The following is a 22,656-nucleotide window of genomic DNA, read 5'->3' on the forward strand; positions in this document are numbered from 1 at the left end:
CCCCTTCAGATGGAAATCCAGCCCGCGGCGAGCGCGGTGATGCCGGCGATCGCGCCGATCACGGAGACGGCGAGGATGACGAGTTCCCGGCCGGAGAACAGCTCCCGGCCCTGCTCGCGACGTGCCTTGACGAACAGCAGGGTTGCCGGGGCGTAGACGATGAACGAGACGAGCAGGAACTTCGGCCCGGCCGCGACCAGCAGGAAGATCGTGTAGACCACGGCGAGCACGGCTATGAGTTTCTCGCCGGATTTCTCGGCGATTCGCAAGGCATAACCGGCGGCGAGCAGGAACGGGATCAGGCTCAGCGCGCTGGTCAGATCAAGCGCGAAGTTGAACGCGTCCGACGAGAAATACGTGACGATCAGGACGAACTGCACCAGGATGCTGGTCAGCAGCAGGGCGTTGAACGGCACGTCACCGGTCCGGGTGCGGCCCAGGAACCGCGGCATGTCGTCGTCCTTCGCCGCCACGTACAGCACCTCGGCGGCCATCAGCGTCCAGGCCAGATAGGCGCCGAGCACCGAGACGATCAGGCCGACGCTGACGAACGCCATGCCCCATCCGCCTACGGCGGCTTCCAGAACCCCGCCCATCGAGGGCTGGCGGAGCTGCGCGATCTCGGTGGCCGGGAGGATTCCGTACGACACGATGGTGACCGACGCGAACACCGCGAACACGCTGACGAACCCGAGAATCGTGGCCCGCCCGACATCCTGCCGCCGCGCTGCATGCCGTGAGTACACACTCGCGCCCTCGACACCGAGGAACACGAACACGGTCACCAGCATCGTGCCCTTGACCTGCTCGAACAGCGAACCATAATCGGTGCCGCCGCGCAGATTGCCAGCGAAGACCGCAGGATCAAGAGCAAAAAGAGCAAGAAGGACAAAGACAATGATGGGTACGACTTTGGCAATCGTCACGATCCGGTTCAGCACCGCCGCGTCCTTCACACCACGCTGCACCAGATAGAAGAAGAGCCAGATGCCGGCGGTGGAGCACAGCACCGACAGCAACGTGTCACCCTCACCGAACGCCGGCGCCACAGCCCCGACGGTCGACATGATCAGAACCCAGTACGTCACGTTCCCGACGCAGGCACTCGCCCAGTACCCGAACGCCGAGAAGAACCCGAGATACTCGCCGAAACCCGCTTTCGCGTACGCGTAAACACCGGCATCGAGGTCAGGTTTGCGCATCGCCAGGGTCTGAAAGACGAACGCCAGCATCAACATGCCGGCCCCGGCGATCGTCCACGCGATCAGCGCCCCGACGACACCGGTCTCCTCGGCGAACCGTCGCGGCAGCGAGAACACACCCGCACCGACCATGCCACCCACGACCATCGAGGTCATCGTCAGCAGAGTCAGCTTCTGGGTGGTCGATGTCTGGGTAGCCGTCACAGCTCAGGACGCTAGATTCACCAGGCCCCCCGCTGACTCATCCTTTTCGGATGATTCCCGCTCGCCGGCCCGCTCCCGTTGGCTGTCGTTCATGGCGACCGTGAGCGACAGCCGGATTCTGCCGGCCGGCCTTCAGCTCGCCTGGGCGCGCACTCGCCGCGCGGATGAGGGCACACACAATCCCATCGTGGGGTCTCAGCTACGCCACGGCCGTGTCCCGGGCACACGAAGCGCATCCGTGTGCTCCTGGCTACGCGAGTTCGAGCCTCCGTGTGCCTTCGTCCAGGTCGGGGAAGGCGTCCGCCCGGCCTGTGTCCGCCCGGCCTGTGTCCGCCCGGCCTGTGTCCGCCCGGTCTGCGCCAGGAGCCGACCCGTCGGATCGAGCCGACCCGTCGGATCGAGCCGACCCGTCGGATCGAGCCGACCCGTCGGATCGGGGGTTTGGCAGGATGGGCGGCATGTCTGCACCCCTCGACGTAGAGGCCGCCGCGAAGTTCTGGGTCGCCTCCAGCCTGACCGGCGAATACACCGTCGAACGCTTCGGCGACTCAGCAGAGATGGCCGATGCCCTGCTGGCTCTGGTGATCGATGGCCGCAAGCGCGCGACAGCGTCACTGGCCCGGCAGTTCGGGGACGAGCCGCTGCCGAGGATCGGCGTGCACTGGATCGTCTGCGACGGGGTCGGCCGGCCGCGGGTGGTGCTGCGCACGGTCGAGTTGCGGATGGGCTCGTTCGCCAGCGTGACGGACGAGTTCGCCTACGCCGAGGGCGAGAATGACCGGACTCGCGATGGTTGGATGGCCGCCCACCGCGACTACTTCACCCGAGTCTGCGCAGCTGAGGGCACCCCGTTCGACGAGGAGCGGGAGGAGACCCTCTTCGAGCGTTTCCAGGTGGTCTACCCGCCCGACCTTGCCGACTGATCCCGACTCCCGGCGACACTCAACTCCCCAAAGCGCCCACCGTGGGAAGTAATGAGCACGAGAACCATCCGGGCGGTGTGTACGCCGTCTCCTACCAGCTGTGCATCGTTCCGTCTTCCAGGCGATTGACCGGAAGCGACGCCGGGCGATACGGATATCTCGCCGCCAGCTCCTCGTTGATGTCCACCCCCAGGCCGGGCTCCTCGGACGGATGCAGGTATCCGCCGGCGAAGTGGTAGCCGTGCGGGAAGACCTCGTCGGTCTCCGGGGTATGGCGCATGTACTCCTGGAGGCCGAAGTTCGGGATCGCCACGTCCACGTGCAGCGCCGCCGCCATGCACACCGGGGAAAGATCCGTCGCGCCGTGCGAGCCGCTGCGGACGTGATAGAGCGCCGCCAGGTCGAAGATGCGGCGCAGGTGGGTTATCCCGCCCGCGTGCACGACCGTCGTCCTGATGTAGTCGATGAGCTGCGACGTTATCAACTCCTGGCAGTCCCAGATCGAGTTGAACACTTCGCCGACCGCGATCGGGGTCGTGGTGTGCTGCCGGATCAGCCGGAAGCCCTCCTGCAGCTCGGCCGGGACCGGGTCCTCGATCCAGGTCAGCGCGTAGGGCTCCAGCGAACGGCCCAGCCGCGCGGCCTCGATCGGGGTCAGCCGGTGGTGCACGTCGTGGAGGAGCTTCAGCGTCGGGCCGAACTCGGCGCGGACCTCGGCGAAGACCTTGGGTACGTGCTCGAGATAGTGGGCCGTGGACCAGATGTTCTCGGTCGGCAGCGCGGCGTCGGCCGGCTCGTAGAACATCTTGTCGCCGCCGACACCGTAGGTCGACTCCAGTCCGGGGATGCCGGTCTGCACGCGGACGGCGCGATAGCCGAGCGCCACATACGACGAAATTTCCGACAGGACGGACTCGACGTCGTCCGCGTTCGCGTGGCCATAAACGGTCACGCCCTCACGGGATCTCCCGCCCAGCAACTGATACACCGGCAGTCCGGCCACCTTGCCTTTGATGTCCCACAACGCTGTGTCGACCGCCGCGATCGCGGTCATCGTCACCGGCCCTCGGCGCCAATACGCGCCCTTGTACAGGAATTGCCAGATGTCCTCGATCCGGGACGGATCACGGCCGATCAGCGCCGGCACCACGTGGTCCTCCAGATAGGACGCGACGGACAGTTCCCGTCCGTTCAGCGTGGCATCCCCAACCCCGGTGACCCCTTCGTCGGTCACGATCTTCAGGGTCACGAAATTGCGGCCTGGGCAGGTGACGATCACCCGTGCTTCGACGATTCTCACTCCGGATCCTCCTTGACCCGTGCGACCAACTGGGTGGGATTGACGAACCGTAGGGCCACGACCAGCAGCGTCAGCATCATCACGCAGTAGATGACGGCCATCGCGTCCACCGACTGCTGTGCGCGGATGCCCGCCGCCGACATCGAGTAGAAGAGCGCCACGACGAGGGTCTGCGAATCCGGCCCGGCGGTCAGAAATGTCAGCTCGAACATGCCGACCGTGCGGACCACCACGAGGATCACCGACGCCAGGATGCCGGGAATCAGCAGCGGGGCGAGGATCCGATGGAAGACATGACGGGTACGCGCACCACACATCCGCGCCGCCCGTTCCACCGCCGGGTCGATCTGCTCGATGAACGGCGTCATGGTGAGGATGACGAACGGGATCGACGGCACCAGATTGGCGAGTACGACACCGGAGAGGTGACCCGCCAGGCCGTACTTGTAGAGCACCGTGGCGAGCGGGATGCCATAGGTGATCGGGGGCATCAGGATCGGCAGCAGGAACAGCAGGTACAGAATCCGGCTGCCCGGAAAGGAACGCCGGGCCAGCACATAAGCGGCCGGCACCCCGACCAGCACCGAGATGCCGGCGACGAGCAGGCAGACGATCAGCGTCACCGTGAGAACCGGGAACAGGGTGAATTCGTCCCACGCCTGGCCGTACCAATCGGTGGTGTACGCCTCGGGCAGCCACGAGTCGAACCAGCGCAGCCCGAACGAATTGACCACGACCGAACCGATGATGCCGGTCAGGAAGACGAAGAAGACGGTGACCGTGCCCCACACGAGCCAGGCGGCGGGTGAGGCGACAATGGAGCGCCTCATCCTTTCCCTCCCGCGGTCGAGCCGGTGTAGAGCAGGCCCCGCAATCCGAGCACGATCGCGATGACAACGAGTTCGACGGCGCCCATGATGATCGCGGCGGCCGACGCGCCGGCATAGTCGTATCGGACGTATGCCGCCTCATAGGCCGCGATCGAGATGACCCGGGTGCTGCCGGACGGGTCGCCGACCAGGATCGCCGACGGAAAGACGCTGAACGCGAGCACGAACGTCAGGCAGAACGTGGTGGCGAGTCCCGGCGCGAGCAGCGGAAGCGTGATCCGGAAAAACCTCTGGCGCCAGCCGGCGCCGAGCGTCGCGGCCGCGCGTTCCAGGCTCGGATCGATGCCGGACAGGTACGACAGAACAAGCAGAAAAGCAAACGGGAAGCCCGTGATGACGAGCGAGAAGAACACGCCCCAGTAATTGTTGGTGAGCCGCACCGGAGCGTCGGTCAGCCCTGCCGTCATGAGGAACCGGTTGAACCACCCGGCCGGCCCGAGAAAGTTGAGCAGGCCTTCGGCGGTCAGCACGGTCCCGAGCGTGATCGGTACGACGAGAATCGTGGTGAGCAGCCGTTTGCCACGGAACCGCCCGCGCATTCGATAGGCGATCGGCACCGACGCGACGACGTTGAGCAGCGCCGCCGGCAGCGCGATGACGAGCGTTGTCCCGATCGTGTCCCGCTGGTACGCGTCAGCGAAGAACGCCTGGTAGGCCGCGAGCACACCACCCTCGGCAGGCTGAAGTGACACCGCGATCCCGTACCCGAACGGGTAGATGAACAGCGCCACGACGAACACCGTGGCCGGCACGAGCAGCAGCATCTGCCGGTCCACGCCGCGTTCGGCGAGCCGGTGCCGGACAGCGACGGTAGCGGCTGTCATGGCGCGTCCGAACCGAATATGAGCAGCCGATCCGCCGGAAAGCCCACTCTCACCTTGTCGCCGACGGAAAGCCGCGTGCCGGTACGCAGATGCAGCATCAGCCCGTCGTCGGTGCGCGCCTCGACGGTGAATTCCCGGCCCTGATATTCGACGACGTCCACGGTCGCCTCCAGATCGCCGTCGAGACGGATGTCCTCGGGACGGATCGCCGCCACCACCGGATCACCGTCGTTCACCGACTCGATCGGTGTCCCTTTCACGCGTACCCCGGAAGGGTCCAGAAGGAGGGAGGCGCCGCTGGAAGCGCGCCCCGGCAGGAGATTGCGGTAGCCCATGAAATCGGCGACGTGCCGATTGGCGGGGCGGGTGTGCACCTCCTCCGGCGTGCCGATCTGCTGCACCCGGCCGGCACGGAGCACCACGAGACGATCGGAGAGCGAAAGGGCCTCCTCCTGATCGTGCGTGACATAAACGGTGGTGAGGCCGAGTGATTGGTGCAGGCGGCGGATCTCGGTACGCATCTCCAGGCGCAGTTTCGCGTCGAGGTTGGAGAGCGGTTCGTCCATCAGGACCAGCGACGGTTCGATGACGACGGCACGGGCGATGGCGACGCGTTGCTGCTGGCCGCCGGAGAGCTGGCCGGGCAGTTTCGCCGCGTGTTCCTCGAGGTGCACGAGGCGGATCGCGTCGGTGGTCCGGCGGCGCGTCTCGGCGCGAGCCACGCCGTGCATCTGCAGACCGAAGGACACATTCTTCTGGACGGACATGTGCGGGAAGAGGGCGTAGTTCTGGAAGACCATTCCGAAACCGCGTCGCTCCGGTGGCAGCGTGTCCAGCCGGACGTCATCGCGCCAGATGCTGCCGGCGGTGAGCGGCAGCAGACCGGCCAGGCAGTTCAACGCGGTCGACTTTCCGCAGCCGGAGGGGCCCAGCAGGGCGATGAACTCGCCCCGCTGGATCTCCAGACTCAGTTCGCTCAGCGCGTCGACGCCGGCGAACTGCCTGGTCACGCCGTCCAGGCGCAGCCGCTCGAAGCGTGTCACTTCTTGACCTTCGAACCGCCGATTTCACGGTCCCAGCGGTCGAATGCGGCAACCAGGGATTTCGCGTCGAGCGGCACTTCCAGGGGGTTGTTCGCGATGAGATCGGTGTACTCCGGCCGCCCGTATTCGAAGATCGCCTGCTGGCTCTCCTGCGGCGCCATGGTCAGCGGCACGTCCTTGATTGCCGGGCCGGGGAAGAAATAGCCCTTGTCGTACGCCTTGGCCTGCTGTTCCGGGGTGAGCATCGAGGCGAGCAGGGAGAGGACGGCTGCCTGCTTGTCGGTCGACACACCCTTCGGCACGACGGCGTAATGCGCGTCGGTCACCCAATGGAACCCTTCCAGGGTGCCGATCTTCGCCTCTTTCGGGACGGTACCGAGCACCCGCGGGTTGATGTCCCAGCCGGTCGTCGAAAGGATGATTTTCGCCGAGCCGTTGGCCAAATTCTTCATCGTCTCGCTGGTGCTGGACGGGTACAGGGTGATCTGCGCGTCGAGTTCCTTCAGGAACGCCCAGGTTTTGTCCCAGCCGCCCTCCGGGTCCTTCGGGTCGCTGTCACCGAGCAGGTACGGCAGACCCATCAGGAACGTGCGGCCCGGCCCGGAGTTCGACGGGCGGGCATATTGGACGGCCCCCGGGTTGGCCTTCGCGAAATCGAGCAGTTCCTGCGCGTTCTTCGGTGGGCTCGGCACCTTGCCGGGCAGGTATTCGATGAGCGGCCCGGACGGGTAATAGGTGACCGTCACGCCGTTGTCGCCGGCGAGTTCCTGCATGGCGGCGGCGCCGGGCAGATAGGCCGCCATTCCGGTGAGCCGGCTCGCGTGGGCGGGCAGTAGCGGCAGCCAGAGGCCCTGATCAATTCCGGCCGCGAGGCCGTCGACGCCGGTGAGCACCAGGTCGATGTCGACCCGGTTCGCGTCCTGCTGCGCCTTGATCTTGCCGACCAGCTCGGGAGCGGTGGCCTTGGTGTAGGTGACCTTCTCGACCACGTCGGAGTTCTTCGCCACGAAGTCGTCGATCATGCCCTGGGTGAGCTGGAGGTTCCCGGCCACGTCCAGGACGTTCAGGGTCACCGCCTTCGTGGGTTTGTCGGGTACGGGTCCGTCGGTGCCGGTTGCACCCCCATCGGATTCTGGGGGACTGCACGCGGCCAGGGATAACGTGATGATCGCAGCGAGACTGAGAGTGACCTTTCCTTTCATGGCCTTCTCCTGTGTCAGAGGTGTGCGGGCCCGGTGGAGGCACGCACGATGAGCTGAGTAGGCGTTCGCTTGTGCGGCGGCTTGCGGCCTTCGTCGTTCTTGAGCAGCTCGTCGTTCTTGAGGAGCTCAAGGAACAGATCGACCCCCGTGCGGCCGATCTGTTCCTTGGCGATCGCGACCGTGGTCAGCGCGGGCGTGACCAGGCCGGCGAGCAGGATGTCGTCGAAACCGACCACGCTGATCCGCTCCGGCACCGCGATCTCCCGCGCCCGGAACCGGTTGAGCAGACCGAGCGCGACCAGGTCGTTGTAGGCGATCACGGCGGTGACCGGCGACGCGGCGACCAGGTCGGCGACGGCAGCGCCGCCGTCCACCGTCGGCGCCACGTTGCCGGCCTCGATCAATTCCATGTCGTACGTGCTGGTGGCCGAACGAAGGCCGCGCAGCCGATCACGGTTCGACCAGGACGTGCGGGGCCCGGCCACGTACGCGACCCGGCGGTGCCCCAGAGCGTGCAGATGCCCGATCGCCTGGCGCATGCCGTCCGCGCTGTCCGCGGTCACCGAGGGGAACGGGGTGACCCGCCGGTTCAGCACCACGATCGGGGTGTGGCCGGCGAACGCGCGTAACTCCTCGTCGCCGGCCCGGGGTGAGCAGAGCAGGAACCCGTCGACCTGCTTGGCGAGAGCCCGGATCAGCGGCACTTCGAGCGCCGGGTCCTCGTCGGTGTCGCTGAGGAAGACGGCGTAGTCGAACCGCCGGGCCTGGGTCTGTATCGCCTTCACCACGCTGGGGAAGAACGGGTTCGCCAGGTCCGGCAGCACCACGCCGATGTTCGCGGTCCGGCCGGTGATCAGGCCGCGGGCCGCGCGGTTCGGGTAGTAACCCAGATCGCTCGCGGCCCGCTCGACCCGCTCGCGGGTCTCCGGCCTGACCTGCTCGGGTTTCGCCAGGGCCCGGCAGACCGAGGACGCCGAGACACCGGCGAGCCGGGCCACGTCCTTGATGGTCGCCGCCATGGCGGACCCCCTGATCATTTATGACAATCGATCGGTGGGGCCAGTCTGGAATCGTTTTCAGGAAATTGTCAAGGCGTTGTCAGTTGGTGCTGTTCGCCCGCAAACCGTTGATCAGGGCGGCAGGTGTGCGCGGGTCGTCGAGGGTCACCGCGAACCGGCGGCCGTCACGCAGCTGGAGCACCAGTCCCGGCCCGCCGCGCAGGACGAGCGCGCTGCTGCCTGGCTTCACCCGGTAACCCCAGCCACCCCACTCGATCGGATTGATCTCGGCGACCTCGGCGCCGGTGATCTCGTCGAGCGCGATCCGCTTGAACGCGAAGCCACCGACCGCGGTGGTCAGGCGCAGACCCCGCCGGTCCACGGTCACCCGGAGCAGCGACCGCAGGGTGGTGCTCCACGCCGCCCGCTCGGTCGGTCCGAGAGCGAGCGCGTCCACCGGCTCCTGTGCGGGCACGTCGATCCGAGGCGCACGCCCGGCGATCAGCCACACCGCCAGCCCCCAGGCCAGGCCAATCGCGAGATAGCCGAAACGCCAGCCCGGGCGCGGGTCGGTCGAGTCGGCAAGCGCCGCGGTCGCGGTGGCAACCCAGACCCCGGTCGCGGCCCCGGCGACAGCGCCGGCTCCGATCACCGAGGTACGCCCAGCGGCGACCCGCCGCACGTCCCGCGCCGGGTCGTCAGTGGTCTTCCCGCCCGCTGAGTCGTTCGCGCTCCTGAATGCCGATGCGGTCACGGCGGCAGCCACCAGGGCGACCATGCCGGCCAGCACCCCGGCGATCAGTGTGCCCACCCAGAACCCGGTCGCCGAGCTGAATCCGTTTGCTGCTCCCGAGCCGTTCCAATGCGTGGCGATCCGATCCGGCAGATCACTCAGCCAGGTCCCGGTCCCCGCCGTCGCGGCCACCGGCAGCCACACCGCCGCCGCAGCGGCCCACAGTCGTCTCATGGTCGTGCCCCCTTAACGATCTCCAACATCTCCGTCTCGCCGAGGCCCTGTTTCCGGGCCTCTCGCACGAATTGCCGCGCCAGCTCCGCCAGCCGCAGCCGGGCCGCGTCGGCGTCACCTCGGACCACCGCGCCCCGGCCCCGGCGCAACTCGATCAACTCTTCGTCGCGGAGCCGGCCGTACGCCCGCAGCACGGTGTGCAGGTTGACGTCGAGCACCTCGGCCAGCTCCCGGGCGGCGGGCAGCCGCTCACCGGCGGCCAGCTCGCCACGCATGATCCCGCCACGCACCTGAGCGGCGATCTGATCGGCAAGCGGCTCGGCAGCCGCCACGTCCACGCGGAACAACATGTTTGCATACTACTATAACAACTATACTCGTCAATCCCGACCAGCACAGCGCGGCACAGCGCGGCTCGACGGTGGGGCGAGGCGCGGTGGGGTGGGGCGCGGTGGGGTGGGGCGAGGCGCAGGCGGCGGCGCGGGGTGGGAGGTAATGCGATTCGCATGCCACACCCACTGCGGGTGTGGACACACCCGCAGTGGGTGTAGGACCGAAAAAGGTTATAGCCCTGGGCGCTCCGGCGCGGCGAACGAGCGCCCCGGCTGCGGGCGAGCGAGCACTCGTCGGCTGCTGGGCGACGTGGGGTGGGGCGATGCTGGGCGACGTGGGGCTGGGCGAGGGGCGACGTGGGGCTGGGCGAGGGGCGACGTGGGGCTGGGCGAGGGGCGACGTGGGGCTGGGCGAGGGGCGACGTGGGGCGACGTGGGGCTGGGAGCGGGAAGCGGGCGGGGTGGGCAGGGGATGGGGGTGGGGGTGGGGCAGGGGCGGGCGGGTATTGGCGTATGTCGACGCCACGATGAGTGGGTTGGGGCGAAGGTGGTTGCGGGGGAGGGTTACGCCACTACTCTGTTGAAAATGAAAATCGCTTTTACGGGCAAGGGTGGCAGTGGCAAGAGCACCCTGGCTGCCCTCTTCGTCGGGCACCTGCGGGCCACCGGGCAGCGTGTCCTCGCGATCGACGCGGACGTCAACGTGCACCTCGCGCCGCTGCTCGGCGTGGACGCGGGCGCTGAGACCGCCCTGTCGCACCCGGACAACGTGCGCCGCGTGCGTACCCATCTGCTCGGCAGCAATCCCCGGGTGGCCGGCGTCGAGCACTTCGTGGCGACCACCCCGCCGGGGCCGGGTTCGCACCTGGTCACTCTCGACGAGACGGATCCCGTCCTCGCCGGGCACGCCACGAGGCTGGACGAGGCGGCGCATGTGCTGCACGTCGGCACCTACGAGGCGAAGGACATCGGCTCCGGGTGTTATCACGGGCACCTGGCGATCCTGGAGAACCTGCTCTCGCACATCAGCCTCGAACAGCATGACTGGGTGGTCTGCGACATGGTGGCCGGCACCGACGCGTTCGCGAACTCGCTGCACGCCCAGTTCGACGTGATCGTGGTGGTCGCCGAGCCAACACCCGAGTCGGTGTCGGTGGCGCGGCGTTACCGGGAGCTGGCCGAGGCGGCCGGGGTCGGCGACGTGGTCGCGGTGGTGGGCAACAAGGTCGCCGACGACACCGACCGCGACTATCTGGCCCGGGAACTGGGTGGCGAGCCCCTCGCCACGCTGACCAACCAGGCCGGTCTGCGGCGGGCCCGGCAGGCCGGTGTGCCGCCCCGGCCCGCCGATCTCGACGACGACGGAGCGCTCACCGCGATCGCCGCGCACGCCCGTGGCCGGGAGATGCCCGGGGAACGGCGGGATGCTTTGATGCGTACCCTCCATTTGCGAATGGCGCAGAAAGGGTGGGTGCGCAGCGCCCACGGTGACGTCAGCACGCAGCTGGCGGAGGTTTGACAGGATCGAGCGGTGAAGATCTGGGGCGTGGCGCGGATCCTGGTCGTCCTGCTGTGGATCGCCGGTGCCGCACTGACCTGGTGGACCACCCCGCGTGAGGTGAGTTACGAGCGTGCGCTCGCCGCGGTGAGCAGCGGCGAGGTGCGCGATTACGAGTGGGGCTTCAGCTGGAACGACAGCAGTGACCGCTGGTTCGAGCCCAAGACGCTGAGCCGGAAGGGTAATGCCGCGCCGTGGTTCGTCTGGCGCACCAGCGACCAGCGGGTGTACTGGACGGACACCTCGCTCGCCGCCGTCGATCAGGAGTCCGTGGTCATCGACGGCGCTCCGCACGGCGGCGGCGCGGCACCCATCGCGCGGCAACTCGTCCAGCAACCCCAGTCGGACGTGCTGGTTCCGTGGAGCAGCTGGCTTCAGGGGATCAGCCTCGTGCTCGCCCTCACCTCGCTCGTCGTGGTGATCAGTGGGCCGGCGCCGGTGCGGGGGACGCGGTGGTACTGGTTCTGGATGGTCGCGCTGATTCCGTACGGAATCGGTCTGGCCTTCTGGCTCTTCCGTGACCGCCCGTGGGCGAGCGCCGAGCCGGATCCCGCGAAGGAGCGGGATCGCGGCTGGTTCGGCATCGTCACGGCGATCCTGGCGAACCTCGGGATCACGCTCGTTCTGCTGCTTTTGGCATCGGTTTTCTAGAGGCCGTAGGTTTTGCCGATGATGTCCCGCTGGATCTCGCTGGTCCCGCCGTAGATCGTCGACACGAGGGTGGCGCGGACGTGCCGTTCCATGTCGTATTCGGTCGCGTACCCGTAACCGCCCATCATCTGCATGCCCGCGAGGGCGACCTCGCGGGCCACCTCGGTGGTCTTGAGTTTGACCATCGAGCTCTCCCGGGGCAGCACCCGTGACGGATCGCGATCGACCAGCTCGGCGGTGCGGCGCACCAGCAGGCGGCAGCACTCGATCTCGGTGGCCAGGTCGGCGATCCGGTGCCGGAGCACCTGGAACGTGCCGATCGGGCGGCCGAACTGCCTGCGCTCCTTGATGTACGCGAGTGTGTCGTCGAACGCGCGCTGTGCGGTGCCGAGCATCAGGCCGGCGAGGATGAGCCGTTCCACGTTGAGGCCGGCCATCAGCTGCCACCAGCCCTTGCCGGCCGTGCCGACCACCGCGTCGGCCGGCACCCGGCAATCGGTGAAGTAGAGGTCGTTGACCTCCCTGCCGCCCATCGTGTCGATGCCGCTGATCCGCAGGCCGGGGGTGTCGGCCGGAACGAGCAGCATGGTCAGCCCCTGGTGCTCGCCGGGTGCGCCGCCGGTGCGGGCGACCAGCAGGATCGCGTCGGCGAAGTGCGCGTTGGAGATCCAGGTCTTCTGCCCGTTGATCACGTAGCCGTCGTCGTCGGCGACTGCCCGGCAGGACAGGTTGGCGACGTCGGAGCCGGCTTCCGGTTCGGACATGGCGATCGAGTACGAGCGGCCGCCGGTGAACCCGCCGAGCACGGCCTTCTTCTGCTCGTCGGACCCGGAACGGGCGACCGCGGCGGCCACGATCGCGGACACCGGGAACCCGCCGACCGGCAGTAGCCCGTACCCGATCTGTTCGAGGAAGAGAACGGTGCCGGTCATGCTCTCGACGGCGCCCTCGATCCAGCCGAGATCGGCCATCTGCTGGTAGGTGCCCTGGTGATGGGCGTGGCGGCCGCTGTCGGTGAGCGCGTCGCGCTGCTCCCGGGTGCCGGCCTGGCGTTTCGCGAACTCGGCGACCGCCTCCGTGAAGGCGCGTTGCTCGTCGGTCAGATCGATAGCCATGTCAATCTCTCCCGAAGATTCGTGCAGGTAGCGACGGGTATTGACAGTGAAAGTAACATATCAAATATCAAATCTGCGGTCGGAGGCACTACGATGGCCACCCTGCGTTCCTTGAATCCCACGACAGCCGAGCTGCTGGGGGAGTACGAGATCGCCGACGCGAAAACGGTTGAGGAAGCCGTCGCCGAGGCCCGGATCGCCGCGGAGTGGTGGTCCGGTCTCGCGGCCGGCGCCCGGCGTGATCGGCTGCTGACATGGAAGCGGGCGATCGCGGCCGGGTCCGACGAACTCGCGACGCTGATCCACGAGGAGACCGGCAAGCCGGTCGGCGACGCGCTGCTCGAGGTGATGCTCGCGGTCGAGCATCTGAACTGGGCCGCGCACAACGCCGGCACGGTGCTGCGCCGCCGCCGGGTTCGCAGCGGCACGCTCGCCGCCGACCAGGCCGCCGCTCTGGAATACCGGCCGCTCGGTGTGATCGGTGTGATCGGCCCGTGGAACTACCCGGTTTATACGCCGCTCGGCTCCGTCTCCTATGCGCTCGCCGCCGGCAACGCGGTGGTCTTCAAACCCAGTGAGCACACGCCGGGCGTCGGCGTCTGGCTTGCGCGGGCGTGGGCCACGGCCGTGCCCGAGCACCCGGTGCTCCAGGTCGTCGTGGGGGACGGGACAACCGGCGCGGCCCTTGTCGGCGCCACCCCTGACAAGATCGCTTTCACCGGATCGGCGGCCACCGCGCGGCTGGTCATGGCGGCGTGCGCGCGGTCGCTCACGCCGATCGTGGTGGAGGGCGGCGGCAAGGACGCGATGATCGTCGCGGCCGACGCTGATCTTGAGGTGGCCGCCCGGGCCGCCGCCTTCGGTGGTTTTGGCAACGCCGGCCAGACCTGTGCCGGGGTCGAGAGGGTCTATGTGGAGCGGGCCGTCTACCAGGACTTCCTGCAGCGCTTGGCGGACCTCGCCGGGAACGTGAAGACCGATGCGTACGGTCCGATGACCACCCCCGAGCAACCCGAGATCGTCCGTGCGCACGTCACCGACGCCCTGGCAGCCGGTGGGCGTGCCGTGGTCGGTGGCGTCGAGTCGATCCGCGAGCCCTATGTGACGCCGGTGCTGCTCGCCGAGGTGCCGGAGGAGAGCGCCGCGGTGACCGAGGAGACGTTCGGCCCGACGCTCGTGGTCAACCCGGTCGCCGATCTGGCGGAGGCGGTGCGGCTCACCAACGCGTCGAAGTACGGCCTGGCCGCCTCGATCTTCACTGCCGACACGAAACGAGCCGCCGCGCTCGCCCGGCAGATCCGAACCGGCGCTGTCTCGATCAACTCGGTGCTCGGGTTCGCCGGGGTGCCGTCACTGCCGTTCGGCGGGGTGGGTGACTCCGGGTTCGGCCGGATCCACGGCGCCGACGGGTTGCGCGAGTTCAGCCGGGCCCAGGCCGTGACGTGGCGCCGGTTCGCGCCGCTGATCGACCTGATGCGCCTGGACCGGGACCCGGTGGCGCTGGACCGGGCCCGCAAACTGTTCCGGTTCCGTCACGCCCGATGATCCGTTTTCACTCCCAGAGGCCGAGGTCGTCCAGGTGCTTCACCAGCAGCTGGGCGCCGTCGGTGAAGTGCCTGGTCATCACGGTCCGGGCGGCGGCGCCGTCGCCCGAGCCGAACGCCACGAGCAGCGCCTCGTGATCCTCCACCATGCCGGCTCGCCAGCCCGGGTCGGCGGCGTAGAACCGGGCCGGCGTGTACCGCGTCGCCGTGTGCAGGAACCAGCTCAGCTTCCGGGCGTCCGCGATCAGATTGATCGCCCGGTGGAACTCGAACTCGAGCCGCTCGATCTCATCGGTACGCCGGGCGCGGGCCAGCGCCTTGTTCTTCAGGGTGATCTCGGCCAGTTGCAGCCCGGTGATCCGCTCCGCGACCCGGCCGGCCAGCTCGGCGGCGATGTCGCCCTGCAGCTGGAAGACGTCGAGCACGTCCTGTTTCGACAGGGGCGACACCACGTACCCTTTGCGGGGTTCGAGTTCGACCATGTCCTCACCGCGCAACGTCAGCAGGGCCTCGCGCACCGGCGTGATGCTGACGCCGAGCTGCGCGGCGACCTCTTCGAGGCGGATCCGGGCGCCTGGCCGCAGGTCACCCGACATGATCCGGCCGCGCAGGGTGGCAGCGACCTCCTCCGACAATTGGGGCCGCTCAGCAGGAATCACCACGGCGTGACGGTACGGCGTTGCGGTATCAAATATCAAATCTGGAGGCGCGTGGCATGACCCGCCGTTACGAGAACGCCAAACGCATCGCGGCGCTCGATCCGGAACGCGATCACCTGGAGATCTATCAGATCTCGTCCGGCCTCGACTTCCCGTGGGACTACACCCGGGCTCTGGAGTTCGCGCTGTTCCGCACGTACTGCGTACCGAGCATTTCCGCGCTGCTCGCCGCCACCGGCGAATTTCGCGACCGGCCGCAGAAACGGTATGACGACACCGCTCTGCTGATGGCCGAGATAGCCGCGCACGGATACGACTCGCCGCGCGGCAAAGAGGCCCTGAAAGTGGTCAACCGGGCGCACGGCCGCTACGCGATCAGCAACAACGACATGCTCTACGTGCTCTCCACCTTCATCTACGACCCGCTCGACTGGCTCGACCGGTACGGCTGGCGGCCACTGCACGTCAACGAACGCCTCGCCGCGTTCCATTACTACAGCGAGGTCGGGCGCCGGATGGGCATCCGCGACATCCCGGCCGGTTTCGAGGCTTTCAAGGCTTTCAAGGCCGCTTATGAAAAAACGAATTTCGTCTACTCCGGCACGAACCGGAAAATCGGCGAATACACCGTCGAACTGTTCGCCGGATGGTTCCCGTCATTCCTGCGCCCCGCCGCGCGCCTCGGCGTCCGCGGCATGCTCGACGAAGCGATGCTGCGTGCCTTCGGCTTCCAACCCGCGCCGCGCTGGGTGCCCGCACTCGCCGAGGCGAGCCTCAAGGCCCGAGCCGCCGGCGTACGCCTGCTGCCACCGCGCCGCATCAGCAGACTTGCCGTCGAGCCGGGCAACCGCACGTACCCCGGCTATCCGGACGGCATCAACGTCTCCGACCTGGGTCCGCCACCCGCACCGGCCGATCTGCCCGCCGAGCACCTGCGTCGTGGGTGATCGCTCATGGGCGTGCGACGGGGTTCAGTGGCGTGGAGGTACTTCGGCGACGCGCGCAACATGCTGCTGGGACCGCAGATCCTGGTGCTTCAGGTGGCGCACCCGGTCGTCGGCGCCGGGGTGCTGGAGCATTCGAACTATCGCGACGACCCGTGGCGGCGGCTCGTGCGTACCTTCTTGTCGCTCTCCACGATCGTGTACGGAGGCGAGCGCGGCGCCGCCTCCGAGGCGGCCCGTCTGCGTGCGCTGCACCGCGAGATCAAGGGGATCGACGCGGCCGGCCGGCGGTACCACGCGCTGAACCCGGAGGCGTACCTCTGGGTGCATGCCACGCTGGTGCAGGGTGGTGTCGAGGCGCACCGGATCTTCGGCAAGCCACTCACGCCCGAGCAGATCGAGGAGTACTACGCGGACATGCGCGAGGTCGGCCTCGTGCTCGGCCTGCGCGAGCATCACCTGCCGGTGGACTGGGCGGCGTTCCAGGACTATTACGCACACGGGCTGGTGACGCGGCTCGAGGACAACCAGGCGGTCCACGACGTGATCGAGAGCGTCCACCGGTTGAAGAAGCCGTTCCGCTGGATACCGGGCCCGCTCTGGTGGCCGGTCGCCGTCCTGGCCGGCCGGATCGCCGGCCTGGTAACCGCCGGCACTCTGCCGCCGCTGCTGCGCGAGCGGTTCGGCATGACCTGGACGCCGGGTCAGGAGCGCAGGCTGCGCCGATTCACCCGCCTGGTCCGCGTGCTGATGGCGCTGGTGATCCCGCCGCTGCGGATCGCCGGCGCGGTGGCCGCCGCCGCATGGACCGTCCGGGCCGGTGAGCCGGCCCGGGAGCAGAGCTCGGGCGGGACGGCTCAGCCGGCCGGCGCGGGCCAGTAGGGCCGGGCGCCGGTGAGCACATCCCCGGAGCCGCTGCTGAGCCGGGCGTTGCAGGAGGCCGCGCCGCCGAAAAGTTCCGTACGCTCGGAATCGACTTATCGGTCCATCAGCAGGACCGGCTTGATGGTTCGGCCGGCGAGGGCGTCCTGGGCAGCGGTCTCGATGGCGGCGAACGGGTACTCGGTGACGATCTTTTCGAGTGGCAGCTTCATATCGATGAGCTGGGGGATGAAGGTCGCCGGATCGGCGTCGCCCTCGATCACGCCGCGGATCCGGATTCCGTTCGCCATCACGGTCATGATGTCGAACGCGGCGGATCCGCCCATGCCGACCAGCGCGAGGGTGCCCCGGCGGCGCAGCGAGCCGATCGCCCGCTCGATCGCGTCCGGGCGGCCGGTCGTGTCGATGGCGTACTGAGCGCCGCCTCCGGTGAGCGCTCGCAGTGCCTCGACCAGGTCAGGGGTGGTCGGATCGAGGGTTTCGGCCGCACCCAGTTCGCTGGCGAGGTCGCGTCGCGCGGGGATCGGGTCGACGGCGAAGACGGTGGCGCCCTGGACGACGGCGGCCATCATGGCGCTCAGACCGACGCTGCCGGCGCCGAAGACGACCAGGGTGACGCCGGGGCCTGCTTCGAGGACGTTGAGGACCGTGCCGGCGCCGGTCTGCACGCCGCAGCCGAGCGGGGCGGCGAGGGCCGGCGGGAAGTCGGCTGGGATCTTGACGGTGTTGCTCTCGTGGGTGAGCGCATAGGTGGCGAAGCTGGATTGGCCGAAGAAGCCGCTGTAGCTCTTGGTGATGGCACCGGAGCGGCCGCCTCGCGTGTTCAGGTCGCTGCGCTCGCAGTACGGCCGGTTGTTTGATGAACATTCCGGACAGTTGCCGCAGCTCCGGTAGCTCAGGCAGACCGTGTCACCGGGCGCCACCGAACTGATCTCCGCGCCGACGGCCTCGACCACGCCGGTGCCCTCGTGGCCGAAGACCATCGGCAGTCGTTGCTGCGGCCATGCGCGGCGCATCGTGAGGTCGGTGTGGCAGATGCCGGCCGCAGTGATCCGGACCAGGATCTCGTCCGGGCGGGGCTCGTCGATCTCGACGTCATGCAGGGTGAACGGCCCGCCGGGGGCCTCGACGAGGGCAGCCCGCGCCTTCACTCGATCTCCTTGGTCAGCAGGAAGTAGTAGTGCCGGCCGTCGTCGGCCATCACACCCTTGCCGTTCATCACTCCGAGCACGGTCTCGTCGTCGACCCGCTTGAAGTGGTCGAGGATGGGCCGGCCGTCGTAGACCATCGTCGCGGTCGGCTCGCCGCGGAACTCCACGGTCCAGAGGCTGGCGCCGCCCTTGGCGAAGTCGATGTTGGCGTACTTGTTGCCGTCGTCGTCCAGGCAGACCAGCGGGGTGACGTCGGTCAGCGAGGCGAACGTCTTGCCGTGCCAGCGGACCCGCGCGAGGTTGCCCTCGAAGGGGTGGCCGCTGACGAACTCGCTGCCTTTCCAGGCGCCGAGCATCTCCTCGGGCCGGATGGTTTCCAGGGTGGTCCAGAGCTGGTCGAGCTCGTCCGGGCTGACTTTTCCGCCGTGGGTTCGGATCTCGTCGATGCGGCCGCGTGCGTCCATTGTCGTGTACCTCCTGTTGACACTCTGCCAACAGGCGTGTGTTGCCAACAAGTTAATGACATGAGTCAATGAGTCTGGGAGCGCTCCCAATTGCTCCGCCCCTTTCCCCGAAGGTGGATCATGAAGAAAACCCTCGGGGCCGCCATCCTCGCGGCCCTCATCCCCCTGTTCTTCTTCGTGCAGCCCGCGTACGCCGCGACCGGCCTGCACGTCAGCGGAACCGACATCGTCGAGGCGAACGGACAGAAGTTCGTGATGCGCGGCGTCAACCACATGCACACCTGGTACGCAGGGCAGACCCAGTCGTTCGCGGACATCAAGGCGGCCGGGGCCAATACGGTTCGCGTCGTGCTCAGCGGTGGCCGCTGGACCGCGAACACCGCCGCCGACGTGCAGAACGTGATCGACCTCTGCAAGGCGAACAAGCTGATCTGCGTGCTGGAGAACCACGACACCACCGGGTACGGCGAGGACGCTGCCGCGTACACCCTGGACCAGGCGGTGAACTACTGGGTCGGGTTGAAGAGCGTGCTCACCGGCCAGGAGGACTACGTCGTCATCAACATCGGCAACGAGCCGATCGGCAACACCAACCCGGGACAGTGGACCGCCGCCACCGCCGCCGCGATCCAGAAGATGCGCAGCAACGGATTCCAGCACCTGTTGATGGTCGACGGGCCCAACTGGGGACAGGACTGGCAGTACACCATGCGGGACAACGCGCAGGTTGTACTTGACGCGGACAGTCAGCACAACACGGTGCTGTCGATTCATATGTACGCGGTTTTCAACACGTCAACGTCGATCGTGAACTACCTGGACACGTTCAAGAACAACGGCTGGCCGCTGGTGATCGGCGAGTTCGGCTGGCGGTTCGACTCCAGCCAGGTGGATCACGAGACGCTGCTGTCCGAGGCGGTGGCTCGCGATCTGGGATATCTGGGCTGGTCGTGGGCCGGCAACACGGATCCGATCCTGGACATGGCGGTCGGCTTCGACCCGGACAACCTGAGCACCTGGGGTGAGCGGATCTTCAACGGCGCGAACGGGATCAAGGCGACCGCCCGGGAAGCGTCGATCTTCGGCGGGGTGACCCCGTCGCCGTCGTCGCCGTCCCCTTCCGTGAGCTCGTCGCCGTCTCCTTCGGCCAGCACGTCGCCGTCTCCCTCGGCCAGTACGCCGCCGTCCTCTGCCGGTTGTGCTGCCGTCTATGCGGTGACCGGGCAGTGGCAGGGCGGCTTCCAGGCGGACGTCAAGGTGACCGCCGGGACCGCGGCGATCAACGGCTGGACCCTCACTTGGACGTTCGCCAACGGGCAGAAGGTCAGCAACGCCTGGAGCGCTGATGTGACGAGCAGCGGGCCGGCCGTGACCGCGCGCAACGCGAGTTGGAACGGCAAGCTCGCGGCCGGCGCCACGACGTCGTTCGGCTTCCTCGGATCGTGGACCGGCACCAACGCGGTTCCGGCGGTGACCTGCACGGCTTCGTAAACCACCGATCTTGGTGCATTCGTGGCAGGATACCGGCCAGTAACAGAAGGCCAGTAACTCGGAGGGCCGGTGTCCTGCCATGCGAACCGCGTACCGAACCTGTCCGCTCTGTGAGGCTGCTTGCGGCCTGGAACTGACAGTGAGCGAGGATCGCGTCGTCGCCGCGCGCGGCGACCGTGACCACGTGTTCAGCCACGGTTTCGTCTGTCCGAAAGGCGCCACGTTCGGGCAGCTCACCGGCGATCCGGACCGGCTGCGGCAGCCGCTCGTGCGCCGCGACGGCCGGCATGTCGAGGTCAGCTGGGACGAGGCGTTCGCCGTCGTCGAGGCCGGTCTGCGGCCGCTGCTGGAGAGGCACGGGCGCAACGCGCTCGCGATCTACCTCGGCAACCCGAACGCGCACACGATGGCCGGCGGCCTCTACGTCACGCCGATGATCAAAGCGGCCGGCACCCGCAACGTCTTCTCCGCCAGCACCGTCGACCAGATGCCCAAGCACGTCTCCAGCGGCTATCTGTTCGGCCACCCGCTGACCATTCCGGTGCCCGATGTGGATCGCACCGACTTCCTGCTGATCCTCGGCGCCAACCCGTGGGAGTCGAACGGCAGCCTCGCCACCGCCGCCGATTTCCCCGGCCGGCTCACGGCGATCCAGGCTCGCGGCGGCCGCTTCGTGGTCGTCGATCCACGCCGCACCCGCACTGCCGAACACGCCGACGAGCACCTGTTCATCCGGCCCGGCACCGACGCGTACCTGCTCTTCGGCATCGTCCACACGCTCTTCGGCGAAGGGCTCGTCAACCTGCGCGACCTCGCCGGGCACGTGACCGGGATCGATCAGGTGCGTGCGCTCGCCGCCGGCTTTGATCCGGACAAGGTCGCGGCCGCCTGCGGCGTGCCGGCCGAGCGGGTGCGAGATCTGGCACGGCAGCTCGCGCTTTCCGAGAAGGCAGCGGTGTACGGAAGAATCGGCACCTGCACCGTCGAATTCGGCACCCTGACGAGCTGGCTCGTCGACGTGATCAACGTGCTGACCGGGAACCTCGATCGTCCCGGCGGGGCGATGTTCCCGCTCGCTGCGCACGTGCGGCCGTCGCGCTCGTCCTCCGGTTTCACGGTGGGCCGGTGGCACAGCCGGGTTCGCGGATTCCCCGAGGTCAAGGGGGAGCTGCCGGTCGCCACGCTCGCCGACGAGATCGAGACACCGGGTGAGGGGCAGGTCCGCGCGTTCCTCACCGTCGCCGGGAACCCGGTGCTGTCGACGCCGAACAGCGGCCGTCTGGACCGGGCGCTGGGCGGACTCGAGTTCATGGTCAGCGTCGACCCGTACCTGAACGAGACGACACGGCACGCCGACGTGGTGCTGCCGCCGCTCGAAGCCACCAGCAAGGGGCATTTCGACTTCTCTTTCCTCGGGTTCGCGGTGCGCAACTTCGCGGCGTACTCCCCGCCGGTTCTTCCGCCCGTTGGTATCGACGAGTGTGACATTCTGGCCCGGCTGATCGTGGTGCTGACCGGCGCTTTTCCGGACCCTGATGCCGTACACGAGCACCTGCTCACGCAGGCGCTGGAACGCTCCGGCTTCGCGCAATCCAGAGATTTGGTACGCGGGGACGGCCCGGCCGAACGACTTCTTGACGTGGCGGTGCGCTCCGGTGCGTACGGTGATCAATTCGGTGAGCGTCCCGGCGGCCTCTCGCTGGAACGGCTGCTGGAGAACCCGCACGGCATCGACCTCGGCCCGCTGCAACCGCGTATCCCGGAGATCCTGAAAACTCCGAGCGGCACGATCGAGTTGTGCGTGCCGCAGCTGGCCGAGGAGGCCGCGCGGCTGCTCGCTTCGCCGGTCCCCTCCGACGGCCAACTCGTCCTGATCGGGCGGCGGCATCTGCGGTCCAACAACAGCTGGATGCACAACGTGCCCGCCCTGGTGAAAGGACGCGACCGGTGCACGCTGCAGGTCAACCCGGTGGACGCGGCGCGGCTGGCGCTCGGTGACGGCGACGAGGCGCAGGTGACGTCCCGGGCCGGGTCGCTGACGGCGCGTGTCGAGGTGACCGACCGGGTGATGCCGGGCGTGGTGAGCCTGCCGCACGGGTGGGGGCATTCCCTGCCGGGCGTACGCATGTCGGTGGCAGCCGAGCACCCGGGCGTCAACTCCAACCTGCTCACCGACGAGCTGGTGATCGACCCGCTGTCCGGCAACAGCGTCCTGAACGGCATCCCGGTCGACATCAAACCCCTCTGAACACCGAATCCAGCTGTCGCCCACGGCCGCCGGCTGTCGCGTATGGCGGCCGTGGTGTTCAGCC

21 protein-coding genes are annotated in these 22,656 nt (G+C 68.0%); 8 read left to right on the plus strand and 13 right to left on the minus strand.

Annotated features, from left to right (window positions below; translation table 11 throughout):
• Window positions 1-5: 5 nt before the first annotated feature.
• On the minus strand, window positions 6-1,406 hold the full coding sequence (locus ACQP2E_RS11310; protein ID WP_433830609.1) for a basic amino acid/polyamine antiporter: 1,401 nt from the start codon (window positions 1,404-1,406) through the stop codon (window positions 6-8).
• Between the two features lie 458 nt (window positions 1,407-1,864).
• Here ACQP2E_RS11310 and ACQP2E_RS11315 point away from each other — a divergent pair, with 458 nt between their 5' ends.
• A complete protein-coding gene (locus ACQP2E_RS11315; RefSeq protein WP_433830611.1) occupies window positions 1,865-2,329 on the plus strand; it encodes an ASCH domain-containing protein in 465 nt (154 codons plus the stop codon).
• A gap of 91 nt (window positions 2,330-2,420) precedes the next feature.
• Here the strand turns inward: ACQP2E_RS11315 and manD are convergent, their stop codons facing one another.
• The 8 genes from manD to ACQP2E_RS11355 form a co-directional block, all read right to left on the minus strand.
• Window positions 2,421-3,629 (minus strand): D-mannonate dehydratase ManD, encoded by a 1,209-nt coding sequence (manD, locus tag ACQP2E_RS11320; RefSeq protein ID WP_433830613.1) that lies wholly within the window; start codon window positions 3,627-3,629, stop codon window positions 2,421-2,423.
• A complete protein-coding gene (locus ACQP2E_RS11325) occupies window positions 3,626-4,459 on the minus strand; it encodes an ABC transporter permease (RefSeq protein WP_433830617.1) in 834 nt (277 codons plus the stop codon). Before ACQP2E_RS11325 ends, manD begins: the two co-directional genes overlap by 4 nt.
• Window positions 4,456-5,343 (minus strand): ABC transporter permease, encoded by an 888-nt coding sequence (locus ACQP2E_RS11330; RefSeq protein WP_433830619.1) that lies wholly within the window; start codon window positions 5,341-5,343, stop codon window positions 4,456-4,458. Before ACQP2E_RS11330 ends, ACQP2E_RS11325 begins: the two co-directional genes overlap by 4 nt.
• Window positions 5,340-6,386 (minus strand): ABC transporter ATP-binding protein, encoded by a 1,047-nt coding sequence (locus ACQP2E_RS11335; RefSeq protein ID WP_433830621.1) that lies wholly within the window; start codon window positions 6,384-6,386, stop codon window positions 5,340-5,342. The genes ACQP2E_RS11330 and ACQP2E_RS11335 overlap by 4 nt, the downstream gene beginning before the upstream one ends.
• Window positions 6,383-7,459: an extracellular solute-binding protein gene (locus ACQP2E_RS11340; RefSeq protein ID WP_433830622.1), complete on the minus strand. Its 1,077-nt coding sequence runs from the start codon at window positions 7,457-7,459 to the stop codon at window positions 6,383-6,385. The genes ACQP2E_RS11335 and ACQP2E_RS11340 overlap by 4 nt, the downstream gene beginning before the upstream one ends.
• Window positions 7,460-7,602: 143 nt before the next feature.
• Window positions 7,603-8,607, minus strand: a complete 1,005-nt coding sequence (locus ACQP2E_RS11345; protein WP_433830624.1) for a LacI family DNA-binding transcriptional regulator — start codon at window positions 8,605-8,607, stop codon at window positions 7,603-7,605.
• 79 nt (window positions 8,608-8,686) lie between these two features.
• Window positions 8,687-9,553 (minus strand): DUF1648 domain-containing protein, encoded by an 867-nt coding sequence (locus ACQP2E_RS11350; RefSeq protein ID WP_433830626.1) that lies wholly within the window; start codon window positions 9,551-9,553, stop codon window positions 8,687-8,689.
• Window positions 9,550-9,903 (minus strand): GntR family transcriptional regulator, encoded by a 354-nt coding sequence (locus ACQP2E_RS11355; protein ID WP_433830628.1) that lies wholly within the window; start codon window positions 9,901-9,903, stop codon window positions 9,550-9,552. The genes ACQP2E_RS11350 and ACQP2E_RS11355 overlap by 4 nt, the downstream gene beginning before the upstream one ends.
• A 568-nt stretch (window positions 9,904-10,471) precedes the next feature.
• On the opposite strand from ACQP2E_RS11355, the gene ACQP2E_RS11360 reads away from it, so the two are divergent.
• Together ACQP2E_RS11360 and ACQP2E_RS11365 are read left to right on the plus strand one after the other, a co-directional pair.
• Window positions 10,472-11,404, plus strand: coding sequence for an ATP-binding protein (locus ACQP2E_RS11360; protein WP_433830630.1), 933 nt, complete (start codon window positions 10,472-10,474; stop codon window positions 11,402-11,404).
• A gap of 12 nt (window positions 11,405-11,416) precedes the next feature.
• A complete protein-coding gene (locus ACQP2E_RS11365) occupies window positions 11,417-12,094 on the plus strand; it encodes a hypothetical protein (RefSeq protein ID WP_433830632.1) in 678 nt (225 codons plus the stop codon).
• Here ACQP2E_RS11365 and ACQP2E_RS11370 read toward each other — a convergent pair.
• Window positions 12,091-13,209 (minus strand): acyl-CoA dehydrogenase family protein, encoded by a 1,119-nt coding sequence (locus ACQP2E_RS11370; protein WP_433830634.1) that lies wholly within the window; start codon window positions 13,207-13,209, stop codon window positions 12,091-12,093. The genes ACQP2E_RS11365 and ACQP2E_RS11370 overlap by 4 nt on opposite strands.
• Window positions 13,210-13,302: 93 nt before the next feature.
• Here ACQP2E_RS11370 and ACQP2E_RS11375 point away from each other — a divergent pair, with 93 nt between their 5' ends.
• Window positions 13,303-14,754, plus strand: a complete 1,452-nt coding sequence (locus ACQP2E_RS11375; RefSeq protein WP_433830636.1) for an aldehyde dehydrogenase family protein — start codon at window positions 13,303-13,305, stop codon at window positions 14,752-14,754.
• 7 nt (window positions 14,755-14,761) lie between these two features.
• Here the strand turns inward: ACQP2E_RS11375 and ACQP2E_RS11380 are convergent, their stop codons facing one another.
• Window positions 14,762-15,415 carry a GntR family transcriptional regulator gene (locus ACQP2E_RS11380; protein WP_433830638.1) on the minus strand — a complete coding sequence of 218 codons (654 nt, stop codon included), beginning with the start codon at window positions 15,413-15,415 and terminating at the stop codon, window positions 14,762-14,764.
• Between the two features lie 53 nt (window positions 15,416-15,468).
• On the opposite strand from ACQP2E_RS11380, the gene ACQP2E_RS11385 reads away from it, so the two are divergent.
• Both ACQP2E_RS11385 and ACQP2E_RS11390 read left to right on the plus strand, forming a co-directional pair.
• Window positions 15,469-16,359 carry an oxygenase MpaB family protein gene (locus ACQP2E_RS11385; protein WP_433830640.1) on the plus strand — a complete coding sequence of 297 codons (891 nt, stop codon included), beginning with the start codon at window positions 15,469-15,471 and terminating at the stop codon, window positions 16,357-16,359.
• 6 nt (window positions 16,360-16,365) lie between these two features.
• Entirely contained in the window at window positions 16,366-17,238 is an 873-nt protein-coding gene (locus ACQP2E_RS11390; RefSeq protein ID WP_433830642.1) for an oxygenase MpaB family protein, read from the plus strand.
• 95 nt (window positions 17,239-17,333) lie between these two features.
• Here ACQP2E_RS11390 and ACQP2E_RS11395 read toward each other — a convergent pair whose 3' ends face one another.
• On the minus strand, window positions 17,334-18,389 hold the full coding sequence (locus ACQP2E_RS11395; protein WP_433830644.1) for an NAD(P)-dependent alcohol dehydrogenase: 1,056 nt from the start codon (window positions 18,387-18,389) through the stop codon (window positions 17,334-17,336).
• Window positions 18,386-18,853: a DUF4334 domain-containing protein gene (locus ACQP2E_RS11400; protein ID WP_433830646.1), complete on the minus strand. Its 468-nt coding sequence runs from the start codon at window positions 18,851-18,853 to the stop codon at window positions 18,386-18,388. Before ACQP2E_RS11400 ends, ACQP2E_RS11395 begins: the two co-directional genes overlap by 4 nt.
• 120 nt (window positions 18,854-18,973) lie before the next feature.
• On the opposite strand from ACQP2E_RS11400, the gene ACQP2E_RS11405 reads away from it, so the two are divergent.
• A complete protein-coding gene (locus ACQP2E_RS11405; RefSeq protein ID WP_433830648.1) occupies window positions 18,974-20,344 on the plus strand; it encodes a cellulase family glycosylhydrolase in 1,371 nt (456 codons plus the stop codon).
• Window positions 20,345-20,483: 139 nt separating this feature from the next.
• Window positions 20,484-22,592 carry a molybdopterin oxidoreductase family protein gene (locus ACQP2E_RS11410; protein ID WP_433830650.1) on the plus strand — a complete coding sequence of 703 codons (2,109 nt, stop codon included), beginning with the start codon at window positions 20,484-20,486 and terminating at the stop codon, window positions 22,590-22,592.
• The last annotated feature ends 64 nt before the right edge of the window (window positions 22,593-22,656 follow it).

This window comes from Actinoplanes sp. CA-015351, from assembly GCF_050955685.1.
GTDB lineage: Bacteria > Actinomycetota > Actinomycetes > Mycobacteriales > Micromonosporaceae > Actinoplanes.